This window comes from Nitrospira sp., from assembly GCA_015709715.1.
Classification (GTDB): Bacteria; Nitrospirota; Nitrospiria; order Nitrospirales; family Nitrospiraceae; genus Nitrospira_A.
Genome location: CP054184.1, coordinates 225157 through 243094 on the forward strand (window position 1 = coordinate 225157; position 17938 = coordinate 243094).

Annotated in this window: 17 protein-coding genes; 1 reads left to right on the forward strand and 16 read right to left on the reverse strand. The window is 54.0% G+C overall.

Annotated features, from left to right (window positions below; all coding sequences use genetic code 11):
• Positions 1 to 38: 38 nt before the first annotated feature.
• From HRU82_00995 to HRU82_01030, 8 genes are all read right to left on the reverse strand, one after another.
• Positions 39 to 1406 carry a phenylacetate--CoA ligase family protein gene (locus tag HRU82_00995; GenBank protein ID QOJ33609.1) on the reverse strand — a complete coding sequence of 456 codons (1368 nt, stop codon included), beginning with the start codon at positions 1404 to 1406 and terminating at the stop codon, positions 39 to 41.
• Between the two features lie 8 nt (positions 1407 to 1414).
• Complete coding sequence (locus tag HRU82_01000; protein ID QOJ33610.1) at positions 1415 to 2251, reverse strand: class I SAM-dependent methyltransferase; 837 nt, start codon at positions 2249 to 2251, stop codon at positions 1415 to 1417.
• Between the two features lie 8 nt (positions 2252 to 2259).
• Positions 2260 to 3456 (reverse strand): glycosyltransferase family 4 protein, encoded by a 1197-nt coding sequence (locus tag HRU82_01005; GenBank protein ID QOJ33611.1) that lies wholly within the window; start codon positions 3454 to 3456, stop codon positions 2260 to 2262.
• Between the two features lie 75 nt (positions 3457 to 3531).
• Complete coding sequence (locus HRU82_01010) at positions 3532 to 4770, reverse strand: glycosyltransferase family 4 protein (protein QOJ33612.1); 1239 nt, start codon at positions 4768 to 4770, stop codon at positions 3532 to 3534.
• A gap of 9 nt (positions 4771 to 4779) precedes the next feature.
• The gene (locus HRU82_01015; GenBank protein QOJ33613.1) at positions 4780 to 6078 is read right to left on the reverse strand and encodes a hypothetical protein; all 1299 of its coding nucleotides are present in this window, start codon (positions 6076 to 6078) and stop codon (positions 4780 to 4782) included.
• Positions 6079 to 6304: 226 nt separating this feature from the next.
• Complete coding sequence (locus HRU82_01020) at positions 6305 to 7261, reverse strand: IS5 family transposase (protein QOJ33614.1); 957 nt, start codon at positions 7259 to 7261, stop codon at positions 6305 to 6307.
• Between the two features lie 75 nt (positions 7262 to 7336).
• The gene (locus HRU82_01025; protein ID QOJ33615.1) at positions 7337 to 8662 is read right to left on the reverse strand and encodes a right-handed parallel beta-helix repeat-containing protein; all 1326 of its coding nucleotides are present in this window, start codon (positions 8660 to 8662) and stop codon (positions 7337 to 7339) included.
• Between the two features lie 14 nt (positions 8663 to 8676).
• Positions 8677 to 9930, reverse strand: coding sequence for a lipopolysaccharide biosynthesis protein (locus HRU82_01030; GenBank protein ID QOJ33616.1), 1254 nt, complete (start codon positions 9928 to 9930; stop codon positions 8677 to 8679).
• Positions 9931 to 10403: 473 nt separating this feature from the next.
• On the opposite strand from HRU82_01030, the gene HRU82_01035 reads away from it, so the two are divergent.
• On the forward strand, positions 10404 to 12296 hold the full coding sequence (locus HRU82_01035) for a heparinase II/III-family protein (protein ID QOJ33617.1): 1893 nt from the start codon (positions 10404 to 10406) through the stop codon (positions 12294 to 12296).
• A gap of 16 nt (positions 12297 to 12312) precedes the next feature.
• On the opposite strand, the gene HRU82_01040 is transcribed toward HRU82_01035, so the two are convergent.
• The 8 genes from HRU82_01040 to HRU82_01075 form a co-directional block, all read right to left on the reverse strand.
• The gene (locus tag HRU82_01040) at positions 12313 to 12552 is read right to left on the reverse strand and encodes a hypothetical protein (GenBank protein QOJ33618.1); all 240 of its coding nucleotides are present in this window, start codon (positions 12550 to 12552) and stop codon (positions 12313 to 12315) included.
• A gap of 132 nt (positions 12553 to 12684) precedes the next feature.
• Positions 12685 to 13047, reverse strand: a complete 363-nt coding sequence (locus tag HRU82_01045; protein ID QOJ33619.1) for an Hpt domain-containing protein — start codon at positions 13045 to 13047, stop codon at positions 12685 to 12687.
• Positions 13047 to 14258, reverse strand: coding sequence for a response regulator (locus HRU82_01050; GenBank protein ID QOJ33620.1), 1212 nt, complete (start codon positions 14256 to 14258; stop codon positions 13047 to 13049). The genes HRU82_01045 and HRU82_01050 overlap by 1 nt, the downstream gene beginning before the upstream one ends.
• A gap of 60 nt (positions 14259 to 14318) precedes the next feature.
• The gene (locus tag HRU82_01055; GenBank protein QOJ33621.1) at positions 14319 to 14657 is read right to left on the reverse strand and encodes an STAS domain-containing protein; all 339 of its coding nucleotides are present in this window, start codon (positions 14655 to 14657) and stop codon (positions 14319 to 14321) included.
• Positions 14658 to 14731: 74 nt separating this feature from the next.
• Positions 14732 to 15550, reverse strand: a complete 819-nt coding sequence (locus tag HRU82_01060) for a protein-glutamate O-methyltransferase (protein ID QOJ33622.1) — start codon at positions 15548 to 15550, stop codon at positions 14732 to 14734.
• A 4-nt stretch (positions 15551 to 15554) separates the two neighbouring features.
• Entirely contained in the window at positions 15555 to 16016 is a 462-nt protein-coding gene (locus HRU82_01065; GenBank protein QOJ33623.1) for a DUF420 domain-containing protein, read from the reverse strand.
• 290 nt (positions 16017 to 16306) lie between these two features.
• On the reverse strand, positions 16307 to 17080 hold the full coding sequence (locus HRU82_01070; protein ID QOJ37070.1) for an OmpA family protein: 774 nt from the start codon (positions 17078 to 17080) through the stop codon (positions 16307 to 16309).
• Positions 17077 to 17847: a flagellar motor protein gene (locus tag HRU82_01075; GenBank protein ID QOJ33624.1), complete on the reverse strand. Its 771-nt coding sequence runs from the start codon at positions 17845 to 17847 to the stop codon at positions 17077 to 17079. The genes HRU82_01070 and HRU82_01075 overlap by 4 nt, the downstream gene beginning before the upstream one ends.
• Between the last annotated feature and the right edge of the window lie 91 nt (positions 17848 to 17938).

A 17938-nucleotide genomic window follows, 5' to 3' on the forward strand; every position in this document is an offset into this window, starting at 1 on the left:
GGAGGCGCTGGCTTTCGCGGGATTACCCAAGGTAGGTGCTAACGTACCGCACTGATTACGAAACGGAGTTTGCCTGACGGACTCTTCTCAAGCGCGTGCACATAGTCCAGCCGGAGCGCAATGTCGCTCCCCAGGCGTTTACGGGCTTCCTCCAGCAACCTCTGTTCGGACTGATCGGTGTAATTGCCGCCTCGTACGATTCGAATCACCAGCGACTGCCGGTCTGGCTGATAAATCTGTGCCTCCCTGATTTCCGTGAGGTCTTTAAAAATATGATCCAACCTCCCAAGGCGGACTCCGTTCGGAAGCAGCACATAATCTTCTTGACGACCATCAATAGAGTCAATAACCCTTCCCCTCATTTCACAGATCGGCGCGCCACGGCCTCCTATTTCTACGACATCTCCCGTGTCGTAGCGAAACAGCGGAAAGGCCGGATTGCTCCAATTCGTGCCGATCACCCGAAAGTGCGTCTCATTCTGATCGAGAGGCACAAACTCGACCAGAGAAAAGTCCTCATCGACGTGTAAGTGGCCGGAACGGCATTCGGATATGTTGGCGACCGATTCTGCCTGGCCATAGTGTTGGCGAACGCGACACCCGAAAGCCATTTCGATCATATGTTTTTGTTGAGGAAGAAGGTTTTCAGCCCCGATGGTAATGATGCGTGGAGGTGTTCGTAGCGGGCGGCCGCGTTCAAGAACGTATCCTGCTACCAATGCGAGAACCGATGGGTACCCGTGTAACCATGGAGCCGCATATCGCTCGAGCGCATCGAGGTAGGCTTCTGCAGTCGATCCGGAAAGGTGGTAAGCACTGAACAGGATCTGCCGTCCTGGTTGATTCACTCGCCAAAATGGCGGAGAGGTCTGCCGAAGGGGAACGACAGAGCGGCCACCAAAGTACCCACACCACGTTTCCGGTTTGATGCCGTGAACCCCACGATAGCGCCACCAGACGGCCCACCGCTCCTTCTCCGCATCATACGTTTCCCAAAAATGAAGGCCAGCACCGGTTGTGCCACTCGTGTGGCAGGATAAGAGGCCATTCAGATCAAATTGTCGATTCAGAATGTTCGAGGCGTTATCCTGCACATCACTTTTGGTAAGAATTGGGAGCTTCCCAATCTCATTCAGAGGATCGCTGCTGGTGCAGTCAACCTCATACGCCTTGAACTGGTGTTGCCAGAAGGGGGTTTGCAAAGCTGCCGTAAAGTGTGAACGGAGGCGACAACGTCTGATTTCTTGAATACGGTCTGCAGCTACCGATGCGCGCTCCACCAACTCACGATTCAACTCTCGATAGCCTGCACCATATCGTCGCCTGGCCAGTCGCCACCCCTCGATGGAGCATGCCAAGTTTTGCAGCCCAATAGGCAAGCAACTGTATAGGCGTTCGCGGTTCATGTGCGTGATCATTTACCGACCAAGGCACAGAGCCAGACACTGTCCTGACTCACGGGATTGACGAACGTGAAATCCCGATGATCATATCGAAGCCCACCCCCACACCATCTGCGAAGGGGCTCGAGCCGTAGCGTTTTCCAAATCCGGCGCACTGAGTTCTGCCAGTACCATTCACCCAAAAGACGATAATCGGCGATGTTGCGCAAGACTATCCCCTGCTGCATTGCAAAGTGTTGTGCATTGGAGAAACGTTGCCCCCAGATCTCAACTTTGGAAAACTTCGCCTGCAGCATGTCGTGGAACTCACTCAACGTGTATTCTTTTATGTGTGTGTGATTTACCGGAGAAGGCTCATAATCCAACGAGAACACCGGACGGTTTGGAGTGGATATGAACGCGATTCCGGCGCCATCGAGATGACGATGAACCGTATCCAGCAACGCCTCGGGGTGGGGTACATGCTCGATAACCTCGCAACACAGGATCACATCCCACGCCGCTGTTCCGCAGTCTAGAAGCGGGCTTGAAATGTCTCCTTCAAGAAAGTGTCCAAAGGGATACGTTCTGCGTGCAAACTCGACTGCAGTTGTAGAGATATCCACTCCCAAAACCCGACTGGCGTTTAACTTGCTCATTAGATAGGCAGTATTAAATCCCGCGCCACATCCCAGATCTAGAATTCCCTTTCCGGCTATCACGGTCTTACCCGCCAGGAATTTAATTCTGGCGATCTGCTCTTGGACCATCATGGCAGGATCATCATCTAAGTCTTGATCTGGCTTCTTCGGAAGCGCCCGTCCCATTCCCAGTCGCTGATCGTAGCCGGTTCGCTTCATTGTCTCCATACAGCCCCCTAGGAAAACTCCACGCGGGTAGGTGCTTCCTGTAGAAAGGAGAGGTCCGCTTCTCCTCTAAATCGAAATACCTGCCAAATACATTTGCGATACATCTCGTAACGTTCCACCGCCGATGGAATTTGAGCAAGAACCGCTCTGCCTTTGTTGACAAGGTTGTTCCGCAAAGCAGGATCTATGCACAGTTTTGCAATCTCAGCGGCAGCGGACCTGGGGTTCATAGGTTCAAAATACAAGGCCGCCTGTTGACAAATCGAACGAGCGAAATCGAGATCAACGGTCACAATGGGGAGACCCATCGCCATGGCCTCAGGATAGTTCGCTGAAAAGGTTTCAAGTACGGAGGGGAGAAACAAGAGGTGGCAAGACTTATAGAGACCAGGTCCGTCATTGACAGGCACGTATCCCACATTAATCAGGTGATGTGCCACGCCTAGCTTCTGCGCATGGTGCAGTATTCTCTGGGTAGCCTCAATATCTGCCGGCAGAGTGAGAACGAATTCAAATTCGCGGCCAGGCATACAAGCTTCGAGTGCCTTTGCCACAGCCGGAATAATCTCTAAGTTTTTATGCCTGTAATAGGCGGCCATACACAGGATCCGGAGTTTGCATTTTGGGTCGGTATGCTGGGGGGAGGATGAGGCCTGCAAATAATGCTCGCCGCAATTGTTGGGAACTATTCCAATCCGGCGTTCCGCTATGCATAACCGGCGAGCCAATCCCTTCTTGGCAATCATTGCTTCTGTCACCCACGCATCAGCCTTACGATACATGTAGGCCTTATAGGCAACGAGGCAGATTGATCGGCTTATATCCTTGAGGCCTCGCATAGTCTTCCATGCCCAATAACCCCCGTGCGTGACCCAGCCATCAGCTACGCCGCATAGATGCGGCTTCGAGAAGGCAACATAGGCAGGACCAAAGAATGTGAATACGACATCTGGATTAACTTCTTCCTCCAGGCGTTTCATAGCATCACGACTTTGAGAGCTCCTAGCAGGGGAGACCTCGACAATCGAAACTTTCGATAACCCCCTTGCCAGATCAAAACCATGTAGCTCATCGAACACACGCCTGGAAAGGACAAAATGCCATTTGATATCGTCCTTTTGTTCCAGCACTGTTCTAATAAAAGACACTGCAGCTTGGACACCGCCGCCCTTGAAAAGAGTGGAACAATTAAGAAATACGAGCATGGGTTAACGCTTAACTATTAAGCGTAAAATGTGTTTGTCTAAATTCGGCCGGGCACAGAATGCACAGAAAGGTTTCTAACTACTTACCGTTGGTTCCTGACATTGCTGCCGAGCCAGAGAATACATCGCTTCCAGCTTTGGAAGGCGATCCTGCCAGGAGTAAAACTTTCGAGCCAATGAATGGGCGTTCCTTTGAATAGCAGAGCGCATCGTGCCATTCTGCACTACATCGACAAGACAACACCCCATCGCATCATAGTCACTGGCTGCCAAAAAGTGCACCTTATCTTGTGCCTCCGGAATTCCTGCAAATGAGCTTTTGAAGCCCACTGCCACCAAACCAGCAGCCATCGCTTCGATTGCCTTGTTCAGAATCCCACACGACTTTAGAATCGGAATGACAGCTATTCCGCACTCTGCATATACCTCACCGAGGTCGCTCACATATCCCCTCAGTACAAGCCCCCCATCGGAATCAGCCAATTGTTTTACTACCTGTCCTTCTCTTCCTATTGCCCCTACTATATGCAATTTGGCCTGGGGAAGACGGGTTTTTACTATCGGCCAACTTTTTTTCAAGAACTGCAAAAGGCAATGCAGGTTATCTCCAGCCAGCTTTCCTAAAAACAGCATATTAACCTGTCCTAGGGTTGCGCCTGCGATTCCAAAGAGAGCTGGGTTAACACCGTTAGAAATAACGGTTGCACGAATATTAGTATTCAGTCGCATTAAGTATTGCTTGTCCGATTCACTCACGACGTGGGTAATGCCGAATTTGGGATAGGTTATTCGTTCGTAGTTTCTAACCCGGTAAAACTCGTACATCCTATAAACTCGCTCCGCCCCTCTGTACTTTGAAGACCTTAGCCCATCTTCGAGTGCAAGTGTCCAGCTGTCGTTAATTGATGCGACTGTCCCAATTGTTGGTGGCACTAAATCTATGTACTGAGTCATAGGGATCAAATCGAAATGTATGACATCTGGATTGAACTCCTTGATGAAATGACTAAGTCGCAGCCGAAACTGGTCCGAGTAGTACCGCTCAATGAACACAAGCTTGTTCTTGAGGGCTGCCATTACTAACAGCTCATGCCTTTTGCGGTACCTGAGCGGCACCCACCAGGCAAGGTCTTTCCCGCAAAACCGAGCAGCCTGCGAGAAATGCCTTTCGGCATGTACGAGATCATCTGTAAGTACCGCCAGCCCAAGTTGATGGCCAGCCTCATGCATTAACCGCATAAAGTTGTGAGAAACGATCCGGACGCCATTGTTTGGAGGGTATGGCACATCATTTGTAACGAACAGTATCTTCATCAGAAGAATTTAGGCTTTCCGGGTTTGCGTAAGAAAAAGCTTGAAAAGGTAGAGCTGAGCAAGGACTGCAAAGTACATTTTTAAAGAATTAATCCCAAAGTTTTCATTCAGAATTTCAAAGAGCATCAAGATAAGAAATGCATACCACACGACAGCAAGCACACTTATCTTCGAAGTGCTGAGATCGAGCATTGCCTGGTAACTTTCTTTGTAGAGAAACCCGATGAATCCGTAGGTAGTTAATACTCCCAAAAGTCCCGCTGCGGTATAGGGGCCACCCGGCCCAGAACTGCCCACGCTGTGAGACTGCGTCGGTTCTATACCGTACACATTCCTATCTATGTAAACGGTTACGGAGCTGTTCTTTGCCATCAACTCCTGAATAAGAAAATTGTTCGTGAATGACAAGGGTCCAAAATAATGGGCAACCTCGGCCAATCGCGTGGTTCCTTGCGATCTCAAGAATACGTTCCTTAGAAGTTCTTCGGTGCCTTTAGTAAATCCTGACTCTCCTCCAAGCCTCTCAGTTCTGACCATGCCGCCTAAATGAATCACCGAACTGCTGGAGACCAACAAGATAATCAGCCACCCCATCGAAAAATGCTTGCGCTTTTCCCTTGAAATAAATTGGTACCAAAACGGGACTATGGCAATAATTATTACGTACAGAATCCCTCCTCGCCATCCCATCAAAGCTTGCGTAATCGCCATCCCAAGTAGAAGAAATAGCCCTAGAATCGCATGCATTCTTCTTTTATCGGTAAGTGCCTGGGCTAAGTACCAGACGCAAAGTATGAGCACACCGTGATAAAGGAGGAATTGGAGCACGCCTGCATAACCAACAGATGGTTGAGTACCAGCCTCGCCAAGATGTAACCACTTCCGTGTAGCACCTGCAGCCACCTGCAATACTGTGAGACCAGCAAAGCTCAAGATGGATGTACGTTTCATCTGCAAAGACGTGCTTAAAATTCTGCGCAGTGGACTCTTAGCATGGCTAGAAATCATAGCTCCACACATAAACCCCAATTGCGCCGACAAAACTATCACTAAGACCTTAGTGAGGGTCGCATTATCGATATGAATATATGGCACATATCCCGCTGCAATCAGCGGGATATTAAAGCCGAATCCTGAGAATGCCACTAGGGTGAAAGCTCCAACGGGAGCTAGAAGATCATGACGGGCTCGCCAGAGCGAGAAGGAGCTCACAACAAGATATGAAATGTAGGCAATGATTAGATTGTCGTTAGATCCTGCTTCGATAAGGACAAGGATGCTCATGAGGGCCCAGATGGCCCACAGCATGAGGGCAAATCGGGCTGTATTTAATCGACGGAGCAGGTATATAGAGGTAGACATCTACTGCGTGCTTTAGCTCTAGGGAACGTCTGATTAATTCGCGTTTCCACGAAGCAATCTGTTTCTCGGTGGATCAAGACGGGCCATCAGCTGGGAACCCGCTGGTCCGAGAGCGCCTTTCTCGGATTCCTCCGCCGTCAGGCGGCCCGCGCCCCGTTCGCACCCCCGTCCGCTAGGCTGCCGCCAGCAAGTGCCGGCGTGCTACATACAGATTCGCCAAGCCGCAACTGATAGACAACCAGTGCGCATTCTTCGCGAGCCCCCGGTACCGCACTTTGGCCCACCCGAAGATCCGCTTGATCACCAAGAACACATGCTCGACTTTGGCACGAACCTTCGACTTCGTCCGATTGCGGGCCCGCTCCGTCTCGCTCAAGGGCCGATGGCGATGGGCTTTCGTCTGGACGAAGCTCTTGGCATGGGGAGCATGGTGCTGAATCATGTCGCGTTGCCCGCTATAGGCGGCATCGCCCCATACTCGTGTCTCCTGTCCATGCAGCAACTCCGGCAACACCTGGCTGTCATGGACATTCGCCGCCGTGGCCGCCACTGAGTGAACCAGCTTCGTCCGGCTGTCCACTCCAATATGCGCCTTCATGCCGAAATACCACTGGTTCCCCTTCTTGGTCTGATGCATCTCCGGATCTCGCTCTTTCTGGCGATTCTTCGTCGAACTGGGCGCATTGATGATCGTGGCATCCACGATCGTGCCCCGGCTGACCTTCAGCCCGTGGGCAGCCAGATACGCGCCGATCCGCGCAAAGAGCTGTGCGCCCAAGTGGTGGGCTTCCAGCAGATGCCGAAACTTACAGATGGTGGTTTCATCCGGTACGGGCTCGCGGCCCAGATCAATCCCCACGAACTGCCGCATGGCGTGTGAGTCGTACAGCGCTTCCTCCACCGCCGGGTCCGACAGGTTAAACCACTGTTGCAGACAATGGAGGCGCAACATGCGTTCGACACCCACGGGCGGACGCCCTGGGCCCTCGGCCTTGGGGTAGACCGGCTCGATCGCCGCTACCAATTCCGCCCATGGAACAACCTGGTTCATCTCGTTGAGAAACTGCTCCCGGCGGGTGGGCTTGCGATACTGTTCAAACGAGACTTCGGCAAACGTCTGTTGCTGCATGGGGCACGCCTCCAGTTCAGTGCTGCGCTACCCTTAGCACATCATGCAAAGAGAATAAATCAGACCTTCCCTAGCTTAACGCCCCCTCTGTGTGCTCTTGTTTCCGCTTAGAGAGATATTGTTGCAGTAAAAACTGTAGGTGGGAGCAACATTGCCTTGTACCACTACATGACCAGCATAGGCATCGCAATTGCCCGTCATACCAATTCCTAGAGGATATGCACCCTCACTACGATTTTCGACGATTGCAGTATCATGCACTCTTGCAACGGATGCTGGATCTTTAGAATCAGGATCGTTCCATCGTTTCGAAAATACGGCAGGGAGAACCCGCACAGCAGCGGCGTGCACATCAGAAGAGTCATTCGTAATTTTGTTTTTTTCCACAGAAACATCCCGCGGCCCATATAGATAGATGGCTGCTCCCTTATCAATTGCTCCCGGCGGGTAATATAAAGTATTTTGCTCCACCAGAATATCTGTTGGGGCAGCATAGCTGTTCGCCTCTAGCGTCTCAAACCCGATATACAGAAGCGAAATCCCTTCATAAAAGCGACCGTCCTTTGGGCTTCTAACCCTCTCATGTCTATTGTTTGCGATAGTGACGTGTTGCGAGTTAACCACAAAAATTCTGCCATCAACACTGCTCAAGTCGTTATCAAGGATTCGTATATTCTTTGAAAAATGAATACCGATCGGGTCATCACCAACGCCATAAACCTTATTAGCCAGAATCAAAGCTCCATCAAAGTGGCCCAAGCCAATTCCCTCGCTACCATCGTAATCAGCCGCTGCAACAATTGTATTGTGGGCAATCGTGATATTTTTTCTAATGCAATTGGTAAACCCATTTTTGACCACATCGTTATCATTTCCTGACGATGTAGCCGAATATCTAAAAGGGCCGAAATCGAAATGGTTATCCCCTATCAATGCGCCATCCGTGCGCCAAAGGAAAAACAATCGCCCTCCCTCTCCACCTATAACCTTGAAGGAAATACCGGTGATTGTTCCGGAAAATGCTCGCTCAAGTTTTTGCCGACCACTCAGACCCACATTAATCAAATATGGTGATTCGTGAACATCAAATATAAGGGCGCCCTGTAGCTTATCACCTACTAGATGAGCCTTACCCCAGATATAGAGAGGGCCCCTTATGAGAAACTGCTTCCCTGTAGTGACCACGCAGGATAAACCTTGGCTGGAGCATAGGCTGAGCGCCCGCTGAACGGGTGCCGTATCATCAGAAACACCATCCCCTACTGCTCCAAAATCCATGAGATCCACTATGCCCACACCCTCTCCTTGCGCATTCTCGTGCAGACCACCACCATGAGTCGGATCGATACAAACAACTAGCGCCGCAAGTGCAAGGCAAGCATTAACTCCAAAGTTCTTCATACACAAATCTCAGATTATGTTTGCTTTGTGCGGGATATCTTGACGCAGACGAACACTGCCAGTGCAATGGTCCGAATGCCATATACAACTACACACGATACCGCGGCACCTTGGAGCCCTTGAGTGGCGATCAGGATTGGACTAATAGTCAGAGCAAGCAATGCACCTAATAAATCAAAAGCTAGAATGTGTCTCGTGTATTTGTAAGCATATAGATACCCATTCAAACCGTACCCGATTATCAAGAGCAGGTGCCCAATTGCCAGATAAGGTATTAACGAAACGCTTTGCGCGTACGCTGGACCCAGCAAATATTGAACTAGTAGATCACTGCTAAGAATGCAGAAAATAACGAGCAGTGCTCCAACTGCAGAATTAAAGAGGACCCATCTATAAAGATAAAACTTCGTCTTGTCCGATTGTTCTGTAGCTACAGCTTGGAAATATAAGGGACGGATAGTTAGCTCAGTAAGGCTTTGTGCCATCAGGAAAGGGCGACTAATCAAACCATGAACCGCCGAATAAATTCCTGCCTCATACAGGCCAACAAGATTCGCTAGGATATAGCGGTCCGCTAACGCACTTAACCAGCCCACTATTCCCTGTGGCATAAGCGGATGAGCGTAAGCCCAAAAATGTTTCTGAATGTCTTGAGCTTTCTCTGAACTGAATTCACTTCGTAAATACCTGGTTTGGGAACCCCGTTTCTTTAGAATAGCGAAGGTTGCAGCAGATCCCACAGCATACGCACCCAAAACAACTTCAGTTCGAGGTCCTAAAAACGTAACTGCAAAAACAGCGCTGAGAGGTCTTATCCAGGCTTCTGAAATGTTCCAGATGGCGTATCGCCGCTGTTCCCTCTGCGCATTGAGGAATGCCATCTCTATGCTTCTTGCTGTATCTATCGTAAGCAAAAAGACAAGCATAAAGATCGCTAACTGTGAATCTCCTGCCATACTAGCGTAGAAAACACCGGCTAGGAGTACGACAGTGGCGGCAATCTTAAGGTGTCGTGTAACCAACCGCCTTACAAATAATGAGAAATGCTCTTCAAGCCCTTGAGATACAGCTTCCCCCCAGAATAAGGAGGCACCTCTCCAGTAAGGCACACATGTTACCGATAGAATCAGGGTTGAGACTCCTGAATATAGGGCCACTTGACCGTACACATCAGGTGGAATAACCTCTGTTTGCAAACGTACACCTACCAGGACACCAAGAGCAGCTACGAGTTGCCCCGCAGCTACCCAAACCCCATCACGCCACACGTTTTATCCATATGCTGTTTAAAAGCCAAACCAACTTTTATCTAGCTATTTGCGGACATCATTGATTGATACCTACGAACCACGCACTCACGCTGTATAAGTAGTCGCACGTTCGTGCTTCGAACCAATTGCGACTGCGGCTAAGGGCCCTATGACAAGGTTCTAATCCGTGTCACCAAGTGATAGTGATTCGAATCACTCATTGAATTGATTGCAACCGCATAGGATTTTCTTCCATACCATATTTCTTCCACCAGGTGTGAGGGCCAAATGGCGCGTGGAGCCTCCTGCCACCCGTTTTTGTCGCAGCCTGGAACATTGTTCACTTGCCGCCTACGTAGTTCCTGCTTTTCTTGGCGATACGTGGTATTTCGTCATTGACCTCGGCTGTAGACGAAGGTACTGTGCCTTCACACATTGGGAACCTCCACAGAGCCGAACGGACAGGGTCTCTGCATGATTGTTCAACCGAGATGGCGCTCAGAGGTCACGCCTTGCGTGTGACGCTTTCGTTCAACCCCGACGGCTTGCCGCAGAGACTCGCGGCTCCCGCCAAGGCGCTGGCCGCCGGCCGTCCGGCCGATTGGTGGCATGGGGCACGGGAACGGGGCCTTTTCTCCCTCTTCCGCCTCCAACAACAACTGGGCAGCCGCTGGTTGAGCCGAGCCTTTACCCTACAAGACGTGTCAGCTTCCGCGTTCTGCCGCAGCCCCTATCCGCTGCTGCCCTCGCTGCCTTGGCAGTTCACCATGGACCGGGCGTCGAGTGAGGCGCTCTTGAACGGGACGCTCTCCGTGTTTGGATGCCCCTGGCAATGGACGGCTGATGGTTCCTGCTGGCATCAAGCTCCCGACACAGGGCAGACCTGGCCACGGCAGTTTTTCCATCACATTCCGGTTCACACAGGCAATCCCTACGGCGATGTGCGGGTGGCGTGGGAACCGTCGCGGCTGCAACACCTCGTGACGCTCGCGCTGATGGCCCAAAAGGCGGAGCCGACCGTCCGAACCCGCGCCGTCGATGCAATGGAGGGGCACCTGTTGTCCTGGGTTCAGGCCAACCCGCTGTTGATCGGTATCCATTACATCTCGCCGATGGAATGCGGGCTGCGCGTCTTGGCCGCCTGTTATGCGCTGGATCTGGTTCGCTCTTGGCTCCAGCGGCCACAGCCGGTGTGGACCGCCTTGCTCACATTGGTCGCGGGACATGCGGAATTGATCCGCCGGCGTCTGTCGCTTCCATCGCCGCCTCCCCATGATACCCTCGCAGGCGCTGTGGCCTTGATCCATGCCGGCCTGCTGTTTCCCGAACTGGAGGGCGCGGAACGTTGGGTAGCCTTCGGCCGATACCTCTTGGAAGAGGAAACGCCTCGCCATATCAGTCACGATGGTGGAGGGCAGGAGCAGGGGTTTGGTTTTCTGCGCTTCAGCACGGACCTCTACGGACTGGTGCTCTCCCTGCTCGATCAGCGTCAACTGTCGGTGCCGGAACGCATCCGCCATGTGTTCGATCGCAGCCGGGCCTTCCTGAACGAGTTTTGCCCTGTCACCGACGATCGGTTACCACCTATCGGTGACGGAGAGCACGAAACCGCCCTCTCCCCTTATCTCTGTTTCCCGGCCCCCAGCACCGCGCGCGCGGCGGGTCTGACCACGTTTCACCTGTCCGGTTACTCGATCATTCGTGGGCGAGACCTGCAACGGGCCGTGTTCGACCACGGGCCGCTCGGTATGCCGCCTCGATTCGCGCATGGTCACGCCGACGCGCTCTCCCTGCTCCTTCATGTGGGGCTTCAGGATGTGTTGATCGATCCCGGCACGTTCACCTACCACGGCGATGCCCAGTGGCGGGCCTATTTTCGCGGCACGCGGGCTCACAACACGGTGACGGTGGACGGCCTGGACCAAGCCGTGCCGGAGGGGCCGCTGGCGTGGTCGCAGCCGTTTGACACGCACCTCATTTATAAGGACGAAACGCCGGAGGGCACAATCACTGTGATTGCTCGGCACTACGGGTACCGGGACCGGTTAGGGGTGACGCATCTGCGCGGCGTGTCATACGATCCGGCGGGAGTGTGGATGATTTGGGACTGGCTCACGGGCGACGGGACGCACCACCTTGAGTTGAATTGGCATGTGGGTTGCCGACCGGTGGCGGTCGAGGGAGGCTATCGGCTGGAGGGCTTGGATCACCCGCTTCTGATGACGATCGAAGGCGGGACGAGCCGGCTCTATGAAGGGTCGCTCCAGCCGATCGCGGGCTGGCGCTCAACCGGCTATGGCACGAAGGAAGCGATCACGACGATCTGCGTCGAGCGCCAGGGGCCGCTCCCCCATGAGTTCATGACCCGCATTCGGTTCCTGTAGACATCTGAACCCGACCCTATTCCGGCTCGACCAACTGCCAGCCCTGCTTTCTTACACAGCGTTCCGTCGCTTCGAGAATCAGCAACTGAATCCCCTGCTGCAATTTGGGGTCACGCAAGGCGTCGGCCTGGCACTTGTTATAGTCCTGAGCGAACATGTCTTTGGGCTTGGTGGGGTGAACCCACTGGGCGCCGCTGCAGCCGGCGAACCAGACGACGAACAGCACAGCGGAGACCAGGCGTGTGAGGACGGTCATGGAAACCTCGTGGGTGTGCGTAGGGTGAACCGCCGAGTTGGCGCCCGAAGATAAACTGCCTGGACGAGGCTCGTCAAGCGGTGAGGCGGCGAGGGGCTATGACGAGGAGCGTCCTGGACGGCCTGCTCGAAGTCATTCGGGGAAGCCTGTATGGATGATGGCTTCCAGGGCGGTGGTCAGTCGATCGAGTTCTTGCTGCATGGTCCCATAGAGGACGGACATGTCGTTTGCGACGCCGCTTCGTGCGGAATGTTCCAGCTGCTTGGCCGCCTCCACCATGGGAGCCGCGCAAAATTCCATGGCCGATCCCTTGAGCCGATGGGCTTCTTTGGCCAATCGTGGGAGATCGTGGGCGTCGAGCGCTGCGCGAATGGACAGGATGTCCTGGCCGGTGCGCTCCAAGAACATGCCTGCCAGAGTCAGAAAGAGTTCTTTGTCGCCGTCAAGCCAGTTGAGAGCGGCGGGCAGGTCCAAGATCGCGGCATGCTCCGACATCACCGGTGACTCCTCTGTGCCGCAGGCTGTTCCACCATTTCGAGGCCCACGAGTGCGACATCGTCAGGAAACAGGTCGCTGCCCATCCACTGACGCGCGGCGGCAATCGTCTCCACCAATCCCTCGCCGAGTTTGCAGGTCCGATGTGCTTCAAGGGTGGCTTGCAGCCGTTCTCGCCCCCACAACTCGCCCTCCTTGGAGGGAGCCTCATAAATCCCGTCACTGAACACATAGAGGCGATCCTGCTTGTGGAGTTGCGTGGTGGCGGTGTGAAAGACGGACTGGGGATCGAATCCCAACGGCAAACTGGCAGAGGACAACCACCGGGAGCCACCCTGGGGTGACTGGAGAAACGCGCCGCCATGCCCAGCCGCCGCATAACACAACGTGAAGGACGTGAGTTCGAGGCGGCCGACCCACAGGGTGAAGTATTCGCCGTCCAGAGTGAGGGGAAACCGGCGGTTCGCCTCGTTCAGGATTAGGCCGGGATCATAATCGCCGGCCACCTTCACCAGGTTGTCTTCGCTGAGGAAGGTCATCAGGCTGATCGCCCTGAGTGCCGCGGCCACTCCATGGCCCGAGGCATCGAGCATGTAGATTCCCATGTAGTCCTTTCCCCAACGGCTGATTTGAAACAGGTCCCCCCCGAGAGTCAACGACGGTTGATAGGCCCACTGCATCGTACACCCCGGTGCCGGTGTGCCGGGCTGCGGGAGGCGGGAGCGGACGAATGCGGCGGCCGACTGCAATTCCCTTTCGAGTTCGGCTTGCTTCGTGGTTAATGCACGATGGGACCGATCGAGATCATCCCGCGTCTGTTCGATTTCCCGCACCAGGGCACGGGCACGCAGGTTCGCCTGAACCCGTGCCATGATCTCCTGTTTGCTGGCCGCCTTGCTCATGAAATCATCGGCGCCGCGCGAGAGGCCTTCGGCGATTTGTTCAGGCCGATCGTTGGCGGTCATGAGCACGACTTGGCTGGATTTCAGGTCGGCGTCGGCGCGAATGGCTTCGCACAGGGTGGGTCCGTCAAGGCCGGGCATCATCCAATCGAGAATGATCAAGTCCGGTTTGTGGCGGCGGATGGCGGCCAGGCCCCCGGTGCCGTCACCGGCTTCGATGACATGGTAACCCACCCGCTTGAGACGGTTGGCCATGCTGGTGCGGGCGATCACGTCATCGTCGACGACAAGAATCATGGCGGTGGGCACGTTCGACGTCCTTCTGTCCCTCGACAAACCACGCGGGCCCTTCGAGGTTCACTCGCTTCCCTAGGCGGACTTTTTGGCGAGTCCGGGGGCGGGAGCTTCGATGAAGGGAATATTCTTGTGCAGATTGGCCAACTCGATGATCTGCCGGACGGTCGGCTGCGGATAGGCCAGCGAGAGCTGTCGTTTGTCTGCCTGCAGTTGACGATGGGTGATCATGAGCAGTCCCAAAGCCGCGCTATCTACGAAGCCGACTTGCGACAGATCCACGATGATGTGGTCGACCTTCTGGGCACAGACCGCCTGAATGACTTCTTGGAAGGGTTTCCGTTGGGTGTAGGTAAAATTGCCCTCCAGCCTCAATGTCGCCGTCTTGTCTCTCAGTTCCTTGATTATCTTCATGGTTACTCCTTTATCTATTGCGAACAGTTCCTGTCGCCCATGAGATGGGCTTGATGCATCCCCGATCATGTCGTCTAGACATCCCTCCGATAGATCGTGGGGACGGCGGTCTTAAACGGATGAGATACCCACTGCAAACTGTCCGAGTGGCCGATCACAAGGTACCCCCCCGGCTTGAGATGGTGAAAGAGTTTGTTGACCAGGCGTTCTTGAGCCGAACGATCGAAGTACATCATGACGTTCCGGCAAAACACCACGTCCAACGGGACACAGATGGGAAACCGCTCGTCCATGAGATTTATGCGCTGGAACTTGATACAGGCTGCGAGATGTGGTTTGACCTTGACGAGTCCGGCGCAGTCCCCGCGCCCCCGCATAAAATGCCGCTTGACGATCGCCGCCGGCATCGCTCTCACGCGGTCATCTGTATACAGCCCACTCGCTGCATGAGCGAGCACACGGGTCGAAAGGTCCGACGCCAGAATCTCAAAGGACCACTGCGTCGGGTTCGGAACGGCTTCGAACAGGGTCATCGCAATCGTGTACGGCTCCTCCCCGGTCGAGCAGGCGGAAGACCAGATGCGAATACGCTTCTCCCGCTCAAGCCCCGGGAGAATGCGCTCGCGCAGAAAATCAAAATGCTTCGGTTCACGAAAGAAATCCGTTTTGTTTGTGCAGAGCAGATCCAACATGCGGGTGAATTCTTCACCGCTGCCGTCCTGCATCACGTAGTTGTAGTAGGCCGTGAAGTTATCCAGTTGCAGCTCGCGCAAGCGTTTCGTGAGACGGGACACCACGAGGGATTGTTTACTTTCTCCCAGGGAAATCCCGCTCTCGTCATACAAGAGCGTGCGAATGCGATCATATTCCTGCTTGGTGATCGAGTGCTCCATCGCGTCAGCTCGCATACCAGACAAACAGCATGAGATACACCAAATAGGCTGTGATCATCGTGCCGCTGAAGGTCCACACGAGTACCTTTCCCATACGCCGGTGCGTGGTCATCCCGGCGGCCATAGCGCCTACGCTCCCGTAGCGCAGACGATGCAGTCCCATGTGGAGGTTGTAGGCGCCCAAGCCAATCGTCGTTACGGCCAGCAGCATATGGGTGACGAACACCGGCAGATAGAAGGCCCAATACTCCATATCCGTCCCGCGAAACGCTTCCCGGCCGAAGATCACCTGCTTCAACAGATAGGCGACCAACCAGATTCCGACGATGGTGCACCCTGCGATCATCCGATGGGAATGGTGCGAGACGTCATGCGACTTGGCTGCCCGCACACCGGACAGCACGATGAGATAGGCAATGGTCAGACTGGAGAGGACGAGATACCACAGGATGGTCTTGAGATCCATGTTACTCCCCCGCAAGATGTGTCAAGGCACCCACCGTGGTCTCACGGCATGCGGAGCGCGCAGGCAAGCTCACCGATGATATCGGCCCGGTGGTGTTCATTCTTGAGCGTGCGATTTGTGTGGACGGCGGTCGGAGTAAGGCAGGTAGTCGAGTCGGCGTGAGTTCGGGGCGAGGACCGCGACGGTGGAGGTCATTTTCTCCAGTCATGGAATGCAGATGAGAGAGCCTGCAATCGACACAGGCCAACCCCGATGAACGGCCACCGAAGGTCGGTAGAAATCAACGATCGTCAGGCGGGAGGACCCTCCGTGCTTTGCCCACGTTCTCCCGGATTGTCATGGTCTGTCGTTTCCAGAACGACGATTTCGACCCGCCTGTTCTTGGAGCGCCCTTCAGGGGTATCGTTCGTCGCGATAGGCTTGGCATCGGCAAAACCCGTGGCTGACAAGTGGGTGATCGGCACACCGTACAACTCGGAGAAGATCCGGACCACCATGACAGCTCGCTCGGCAGACAACTCCCAATTGGAAGGAAATTGCGCCGTACGGATCGGCACATTGTCGGTATGGCCCAGAATACGGATATGTCGATCCATTTCTAGTAGGACTTCAGCGAGTGCTTTCAAGAACGGCAGGGCATCCGGCTTGACCCTGGCCTCGCCGCTACTGAAGAGAATAGATTCCGGCAGAGAAATGATGATGGCGCCGTTTCCCGTTTCAATGACCTTGATGTCCGGCATTTCCAGCTTCGTCACCGGATGCATGCGCTTCATGATTTCACGCATCCGGCGGATGACCGGCTCGTTGGCACTTGTAATTTCCGGGGTCACCATTTTCGGCTTCGCATCACCGATCGTGAACGGCAGGCGGCTGGTCGGCGTGCTATTGACAGGATTCAAGGCCGCCTTGATCGAGTCACTCACTGTGCGGTACTTGCCTTCATTAACCGAGGACACAGAATACATGACCACGAAGAAGGCGAACAGCAGCGTGATGAAGTCGGCATACGACACCAACCATCGCTCATGGTTCTCGTGTTCCTCGTGTTTCTTCTTAGCCATTATTTCTTCTCGTCTTTGGTCCGTTCGTTCTGAGGCAGATAACTTTCCAATTTCTCCTGCAACAACCTAGGATTTTCGCCCTGGGCCAAGCCGACGAGACCGAGAATCACCATGGTTCTGAGCCCGGCCTCTTCCTTCAACTTCAACTTGATCTTATTGGCGATCGGGAGAAAAAACAGGTTGGCGGCACCGACTCCATAGACCGTCGCCACAAAGGCCACGGCAATACCGCCACCCAGTTTGGAGGGATCGGCCAGATTTTCCATGACGTGAATCAAGCCCAACACAGCACCGAGGATGCCCACCGTCGGTGCGTACCCGCCCGCGGCTTCCCAGACTTTGGCCGCGAGCACACCTTCCTCTTCGTGGTGCTCGACTTCAATCTCAAGTATTTCTTGAAGTGCCTTGGGGTCTGTCCCATCGACGATCAATTGCAGGCCTTTCTTGAAGAAAGGATCGTGCAGATCCTTTATTTTTCCTTCAAGGGCCAACAGGCCCTGTTTACGCGAGACATTGGCCAGGTCCAAGATCTGCGTAATGGTTCCCTTCACGTCATGATGCGGGTTACTGATCGCGAGCGAGAGGGAGCCCATGGCCTTAATGACCACGGGAAGGGGATTTTGGACACAACAGGCCCCGATGGTTCCTCCGATCACGATGATGAATGCCGTCAACTGCAGGATCGAGCCGATGTGGCCCCCTTCCAGTGCCTGTCCGCCCAGAATGGACCCGATCGCAATGACGACGCCTAATATCGTGGCTATGTCCACAGTGTCTGCACCTTACCCCTCATGTCCCATGACCCTCGAAAGTAGCTGTCCCAAGCTCGGATGACGGGCTTGCGCGCATCCGAACGACTTT

Coding starts and splice junctions, on each gene's coding strand:
- HRU82_01060 (QOJ33622.1), bottom strand. CDS start 15,550: ATGGAGCACTCGATCACCAAGCAGGAATATGATCGCATTCGCACGCTC.
- HRU82_00995 (QOJ33609.1), bottom strand. CDS start 1,406: ATGAACCGCGAACGCCTATACAGTTGCTTGCCTATTGGGCTGCAAAAC.
- HRU82_01040 (QOJ33618.1), bottom strand. CDS start 12,552: ATGACCGTCCTCACACGCCTGGTCTCCGCTGTGCTGTTCGTCGTCTGG.
- HRU82_01045 (QOJ33619.1), bottom strand. CDS start 13,047: ATGTCGGAGCATGCCGCGATCTTGGACCTGCCCGCCGCTCTCAACTGG.
- HRU82_01000 (QOJ33610.1), bottom strand. CDS start 2,251: ATGGAGACAATGAAGCGAACCGGCTACGATCAGCGACTGGGAATGGGA.
- HRU82_01015 (QOJ33613.1), bottom strand. CDS start 6,078: ATGCTGTGGGCCATCTGGGCCCTCATGAGCATCCTTGTCCTTATCGAA.
- HRU82_01035 (QOJ33617.1), top strand. CDS start 10,404: ATGGCGCTCAGAGGTCACGCCTTGCGTGTGACGCTTTCGTTCAACCCC.
- HRU82_01065 (QOJ33623.1), bottom strand. CDS start 16,016: ATGGATCTCAAGACCATCCTGTGGTATCTCGTCCTCTCCAGTCTGACC.
- HRU82_01010 (QOJ33612.1), bottom strand. CDS start 4,770: ATGAAGATACTGTTCGTTACAAATGATGTGCCATACCCTCCAAACAAT.
- HRU82_01005 (QOJ33611.1), bottom strand. CDS start 3,456: ATGCTCGTATTTCTTAATTGTTCCACTCTTTTCAAGGGCGGCGGTGTC.
- HRU82_01025 (QOJ33615.1), bottom strand. CDS start 8,662: ATGAAGAACTTTGGAGTTAATGCTTGCCTTGCACTTGCGGCGCTAGTT.
- HRU82_01055 (QOJ33621.1), bottom strand. CDS start 14,657: ATGAAGATAATCAAGGAACTGAGAGACAAGACGGCGACATTGAGGCTG.
- HRU82_01020 (QOJ33614.1), bottom strand. CDS start 7,261: ATGCAGCAACAGACGTTTGCCGAAGTCTCGTTTGAACAGTATCGCAAG.